Annotated in this window: 5 protein-coding genes; all 5 read right to left on the bottom strand. The window is 69.7% G+C overall.

All coding sequences use genetic code 11. The features are described 5' to 3' along the window. Nucleotides 1-14 precede the first annotated feature (14 nt). The 5 genes from NP3_RS31585 to NP3_RS31605 are packed head-to-tail and all read right to left on the bottom strand — an operon-like array spanning nt 15 to nt 5,246. Entirely contained in the window at nt 15-1,871 is a 1,857-nt protein-coding gene (locus tag NP3_RS31585; RefSeq protein ID WP_063045323.1) for a non-ribosomal peptide synthetase, read from the bottom strand. Then, a complete protein-coding gene (locus NP3_RS49690) occupies nt 1,868-2,893 on the bottom strand; it encodes an HAD-IIIC family phosphatase (protein WP_063045325.1) in 1,026 nt (341 codons plus the stop codon). Before NP3_RS49690 ends, NP3_RS31585 begins: the two co-directional genes overlap by 4 nt. A gap of 3 nt (nt 2,894-2,896) precedes the next feature. Then, nucleotides 2,897-3,880, bottom strand: a complete 984-nt coding sequence (locus NP3_RS49695) for a beta-ketoacyl-[acyl-carrier-protein] synthase family protein (protein ID WP_063045326.1) — start codon at nt 3,878-3,880, stop codon at nt 2,897-2,899. After that, nucleotides 3,874-4,971: an acyl-CoA dehydrogenase family protein gene (locus NP3_RS31600; protein ID WP_063045328.1), complete on the bottom strand. Its 1,098-nt coding sequence runs from the start codon at nt 4,969-4,971 to the stop codon at nt 3,874-3,876. Before NP3_RS31600 ends, NP3_RS49695 begins: the two co-directional genes overlap by 7 nt. Further along, nucleotides 4,968-5,246, bottom strand: a complete 279-nt coding sequence (locus NP3_RS31605) for an acyl carrier protein (RefSeq protein ID WP_157124687.1) — start codon at nt 5,244-5,246, stop codon at nt 4,968-4,970. The genes NP3_RS31600 and NP3_RS31605 overlap by 4 nt, the downstream gene beginning before the upstream one ends. Nucleotides 5,247-5,373 lie beyond the last annotated feature (127 nt).

Below are 5,373 nucleotides of genomic sequence, written 5' to 3' on the forward strand. Positions count from 1 at the left end.
GGTTACGGTGTCCTTCACACCTCGAAAGCCAATGGCGTGCTGTCCGCCGGTTCGGACTCGATTCGGGTCGCCGGATCCGGCGACAGCGCGGCCGCCTGTGTGGCCACGGTGTCGAGGTCGAACAGCATCCCCACCGATATCGCACCCGGCCATCCGGCCTCGAGGCGCAGATGGAGTGCGACCACCCGATGGGAGTTGCCGCCTACGTCGAAAAACCGGTCCGCACGGTCGAATTCGTCGTGCAGGAGCACCTGGGACCAGATCTCGCCGATAGCCCGTTCGTGCTCGGTCCAGCCATGTCGTGACGGGGCCGTGCGCCGTTCGGGACGGGAGCGCAGCAGCGCGCGCAGCGCGGCTTCGTCGAGCTTGCTGCTTCCCGGTGCGATCGGCAGCGTGTCGACCGCCACGAACCGTTCCGGAACCGATTCGGGTGCAAGACGTTCCGCGCAGTATCGGGTCAGCGCAGGAGCGGTGGGCGTCGGCGCGACGCCGGGCGCGGGCACCCAGAAGGCGGCCAGGTACACGGCATCGTCGGAGTGCGTCGCATCGAGCACGACCGCCTCGTGCACGGCGGGATGTCCCTGCAGCACCGCCTCGACCGCGGCGCGTTCGACCCGCACCCCCCGGACCTTCACCTGGCTGTCGGCCCGCCCGTGGAATTCGATGTGGCCGCTTCCGTCGAGCCGCGCGAGGTCTCCGGTGCGGTACATGCGCCCGCCCGGCGCGGTCGAAAACGGGTCGGCCACGAATCGGGCCGCCGTCAGTCCAGGCCGTGCCGCGTAACCGTCAGCGACCTGTCCACCTCCGAGGTACAGGTCGCCTCGTGTACCCCAGCGGACCGGCCGCAGCGAGCGGTCGAGGATGTGCGCCGTCGTGCCGTCGGTCGGTGTACCGATCGGCACGACGGGTTGCGGCGCCTCCGGTACGACGTGGCAGATGCAGGTGACGGTCGCCTCGGTCGGGCCGTATTCGTTGTGCAGGCTGGTCGCGGGCAAGGCCTCGCGGTGCTGCTCGACGAGGCGAACCGGTACCGGCTCGCCGCAGAGGGTGACGATCCGCAGCGTCGGCTTCAGCTCACCCAGTCGCGGCAGCAGCAGCCGGTAGAACGAGGGCGTCGCGACGAAATGCGATACGCCGTGGCGGACAGCGAGTTCGGCGACCGCGTCGACGTCGGGCAGCATCCGGGCGTCCGGGAGCACGCTGGTACCGCCGACGGTGAGCGCCCAGGCCAGTGCCGAGAGACAACCGTCCCAGATCAGGCGCATCGCCGAGAATGTCACGAGTTCGCCGTCGGTGTACGGATAGGTCCGTGAGCCGATCAGGGTGGCGAGGTTGGCCCGGGACACGACGACCGCCTTCGGCTCACCCGTCGAGCCGGAGGTGGTGATGACGTACGCGGGCGCACGCAGGGGCGGCTGGTCCGGCAGTGCCACCGCGGGTGGCTCGGTGTCCTCGCTGATATCGAGCACCGCTGCCGCCGAGCTCGTCGCCAGAGCGGCCACCTCGTCGCGCGGAGTGGCCTCATCGCGCCCATCGACGATCAGCGCGGTGCAGGTCGCGACCGCCACCACCGAACGCACCGCCGACACGGCACGGCCCGGTTCGACCACGCACCACGCCGCGGCCGCGCGCAGAGCCGCGATCATGCCGATCACGGTGTCCAGGCTCTGCCGTTGGTACACCATGACCGTCTGTCCGGGCCGAACGCCTGCGGCGACCAGCCTGCGTGCGAGATGGGCGGTGGCGGTGTCGAGTTCGCGGTAGGTGAGCGACCGGTCCCCCACCACGAGCGCGGTGCGGTCGGGTGCCCGCCGGGCCTGCTGGACGATTCCCCGCAGCAGGTCCGAATCGCTGTGCGACGGCGTCGTCATCCGATCACCTCGACATGGCCGGTTCCGCTGATGTCCTCCGGTGACACCGTGCAGCCGAGCAGGACACGGTCGCCGTCAGATTCGAGCACCTCGAATCCGGCGAACCGCAGGGTCACGAGCATCACCCGATTGACCGGGGTCGCAACGAATTCCGCGGTCGGCCGCCGCCCGGCCGCGCGTGCACGCCGGACGATTTCCCGGATCAGCGCCGTGCCGACTCCGCGTGACATGACCCGGCAGGACATGAGCAGCAGGAGTAGCACCGAGTCGGAGCCGCGGATCTCCGAGACCGCGAGCCCGATGGTGCCGTAGCCGCCGAATCGGTCGCGCAGGGATGCCACGAGCACCTCGTGGTGCGGTGACGCGCACAGTTCCCGCAGTTCGTCGATGTCGAAGGTGACCCCGGTGGTATTGAGCTGGTGTGTGCGGATGGTCAGCTCGTTGGCCCGGGCGAGATCCGCATCCGATGCCGCGCGCACGGTCATGACCAGGCCCAGCGAGGTAAGGAAGTCCGCATCCGATCCGGCGAATTCGGCCTCGCCGACGCGGCGGGCCCGCTCCGCGCGGTAGTACGACCGGCGGTGCCGCGCTTCGGATGTCACCATCTCGGGCGTGAATTCAGGAAGGTTCGGCAGGTCGGGTATGCGATCGGCCGGATAGCACCGGACCTCCGGGCACGAGTTCGCCACCTCGGCCAGTTCGACCGGATCGTTGTCGACGAATGCCACGGTCTCGCGCCCGATATTCAGCGATTCGGCGATCCGGCGGATCGCCGCCGACTTCGGGCCCCAGCCGATCTCGACCGCCGAGAACATGTCCTCGATACCATGCCGACGCAAATGTGCTGTGGCGGCGGATAATTCGCCACGGCTCGCGACGGCGTGCAGGATTCCACGTTCGTCGAGGGTCCGGATCGCCCGCAGCACTTCGGGTTTCGGAGTCCCGCCGTCGGATTCGAGCACGACGCCGGGCCAGACAGTGTCGTCGAGATCCCAGACCAGGCACTTCACCGTTGCCGCCATCGCTCACACCCTCCGCATCAGGGCCGCGCTCCACGCGGCCACCGGGCTGCTGTTCAACAACAGCGCATACTCACCGCAGGTGCGGGTGGCCGCCGCGGACTCCAGGTTGACCAGCATGTCCACCGGCCCCAGATGGCCGTATGCCGCCAGATTGCCCCGGCACGCCTCGTCGATCGTGGTGTCGAGGGCCTCCTCCCAGAAGGCGAAGGCACCGCCCGACAGGTTCTGCATGAGGATCGGCCCGACCGAGCCGAGCCGGATGCCATTGCGTTGCAGCAACTCCGGAATGATGACGTCGAACCGCTTCTTGCTCTCGACCGCGAGCCGGAACGAGTAGGTGGATTCGTCGGCGCATTCCTCGGTCCATGCCGCCGACGGGATGTCGCGATAGTCGATTCGAAACAGGTCCGCGTACTTGCCGTCGCTGCGCAGGATCTGGTCGACGAACTCCCAGCGCCCGTCGCCGGAGGCGGTGACGAGCAGCGCGGCCGCGCCGTCGCCGAGCAGTGTCATGGGCGGGCGGTAGCGGTTGCGGGTCGGGGTCTTGGCCGCGGCGACGACGAGCGCCGTGCGGTACCCGGCCTCGGCGCGAAGCAGCGCCGCGGCGAGGGTCAGCGCGGCGGAGACCGATACGCAGCCGAGGTCGCCCACGCCCGCCGTGAAGGCGCGCGTGGCGCCGATCCGGTGTTGCAGCCGTGTCGTTTCCGATGCGAGCAGGTACTGCGGCGCGCGTCCGGTGACGAGCAGCAGCGCGTCGATGTCGGTGGCTTCGAGCCCCGCCTCGGCCAGTGCCGCCGTCGCCGCCGAGGCGGCCAGGTCCACCTCGGTCAGCTCGCCTGCGGTGCAAACCGATTCGATGCCGAGTGCCAGCGCGTGTTCTCGTCGGTGCGCCGGAAGTTCATCCAGTTCACCCAGGGTGACCACCCGCGCGGAGGTGGCGGGGAACCACGTCGCCACCGGCCCGAGCCGCACCGGCCCGTTCACCATCGCGCACCTCGCAGTACGTGCTCACCGATGGTCACCTCGGCGACCTCCTGTGCTCCCTCGATGATCTGCATGACCTTCGCGTCGCGGTAGAACCTGCCGACGCGGCTGTCCGGAGCGCACCCGGCCGCGCCGAGTACCTGCACCGCCTGTTCACTCACCGCGGCCGCGGCGTGAGACGCCGCGTACTTCGCGGCGATCGTCGCGACGAGGGCGTGCGGAGATCCGGCGATCCGGTTGTCGCTCGCCCGTTCGCAGATCGCTTGTGCGCCTTCGACATCCACCCAGCAGCGGCCGAGTGCCGCACGGATCACCTGGTGCTCGGCCAGCGCGGTACCGCCCTGGACGCGGGAGGCGGCGTGCGCGGCGGCCTCGGCGAGACAGGCTCGCGCGATCCCGACACACCCCCACGCGACGGTGAACCGCCCGTGGTCCAGGGCCGTGCCGACGACATGGGACAGGCCGAATCCCGGCGGTGCGATCAGTTGCGCGGCGGGTATGCGCACGCGGTCGAACCGAATGTGCGCCACCCTGGCGCCACGCATGCCGAGCTGATCCTCGACCGGCTGCACGGAAACGCCGGGACGGTCGCGCTCGACGAGTGCCGCGCACAGCCCACCGGCCGCCGTGCCGAGTACCAGGAAGACGTCGGCGACCTGACCGAACGTCACCCACAGCTTGTGCCCGGACACGATGCGGTCCGCACCGTCTGCCTCGAAAGTCGTTGTGACACCGGCCAAATCGGTCCCCGCCCCGGCCTCGGTCGCCGCCAGCGCGGCAACGACCTCGCCCGCGGTGAGGCCGGGCAGCCAGTCCCGGCGCTGTTCGGCGGTGCCCCACCGATCCAGTGCGGCGGTGACCATGCCGTGCACCGTGACCAGCGATCGCAGACTCGTGCAGTATTCCCCGAGCGTCGCGGCGATTCGGCCGAGTTCACGCGCATCCAGACCGGCACCACCGAATGGCACCGGCCGATCGGCACCCAGCAGCCCGGTGCGGGCCGCGAGCGTGATCATCTCGTCGGGCAAGCCCGCGCGATCCCACTGTGCCGCATCGGATTCCGCGGCCGTCACCACCTTCTCGACATCGATCACGACGGCCCCTTTCCAGACCGCTTGCGCTCGACGTACGCGGCCGCGCGGGCCGCGGTGCGGAAGTTGTCCAGATCGAGGTCCTCGACCTCGACCGAGATCCCGTAGGTCTGCTCCACGTGCACGACGATCTCGAGTGCCCGCAGGGAGTTGACCAGTCCCAGCGCGAAAATGTCGTCGTCACTGCCCAATTCGGCGGCGGCGATCGAGCCGAAATACGCCCGCAACTCCTCCGCCAACTCCGCGTGGCGTGCCACGACCGGCTCCACCTGTTCCACGCGCACCCTCACCTCTCGACGTCATCCCGCTGGCGAACGGCCGTGCGCCCTCGCAGACCACGACAACATGGGCCGTGATCACCCGACAAGCCCCGGTTTCCACCGGCCACATCAAGGGGGGCGGCGG

Source organism: Nocardia pseudovaccinii NBRC 100343 (assembly GCF_001613225.1).
GTDB lineage: Bacteria > Actinomycetota > Actinomycetes > Mycobacteriales > Mycobacteriaceae > Nocardia > Nocardia pseudovaccinii.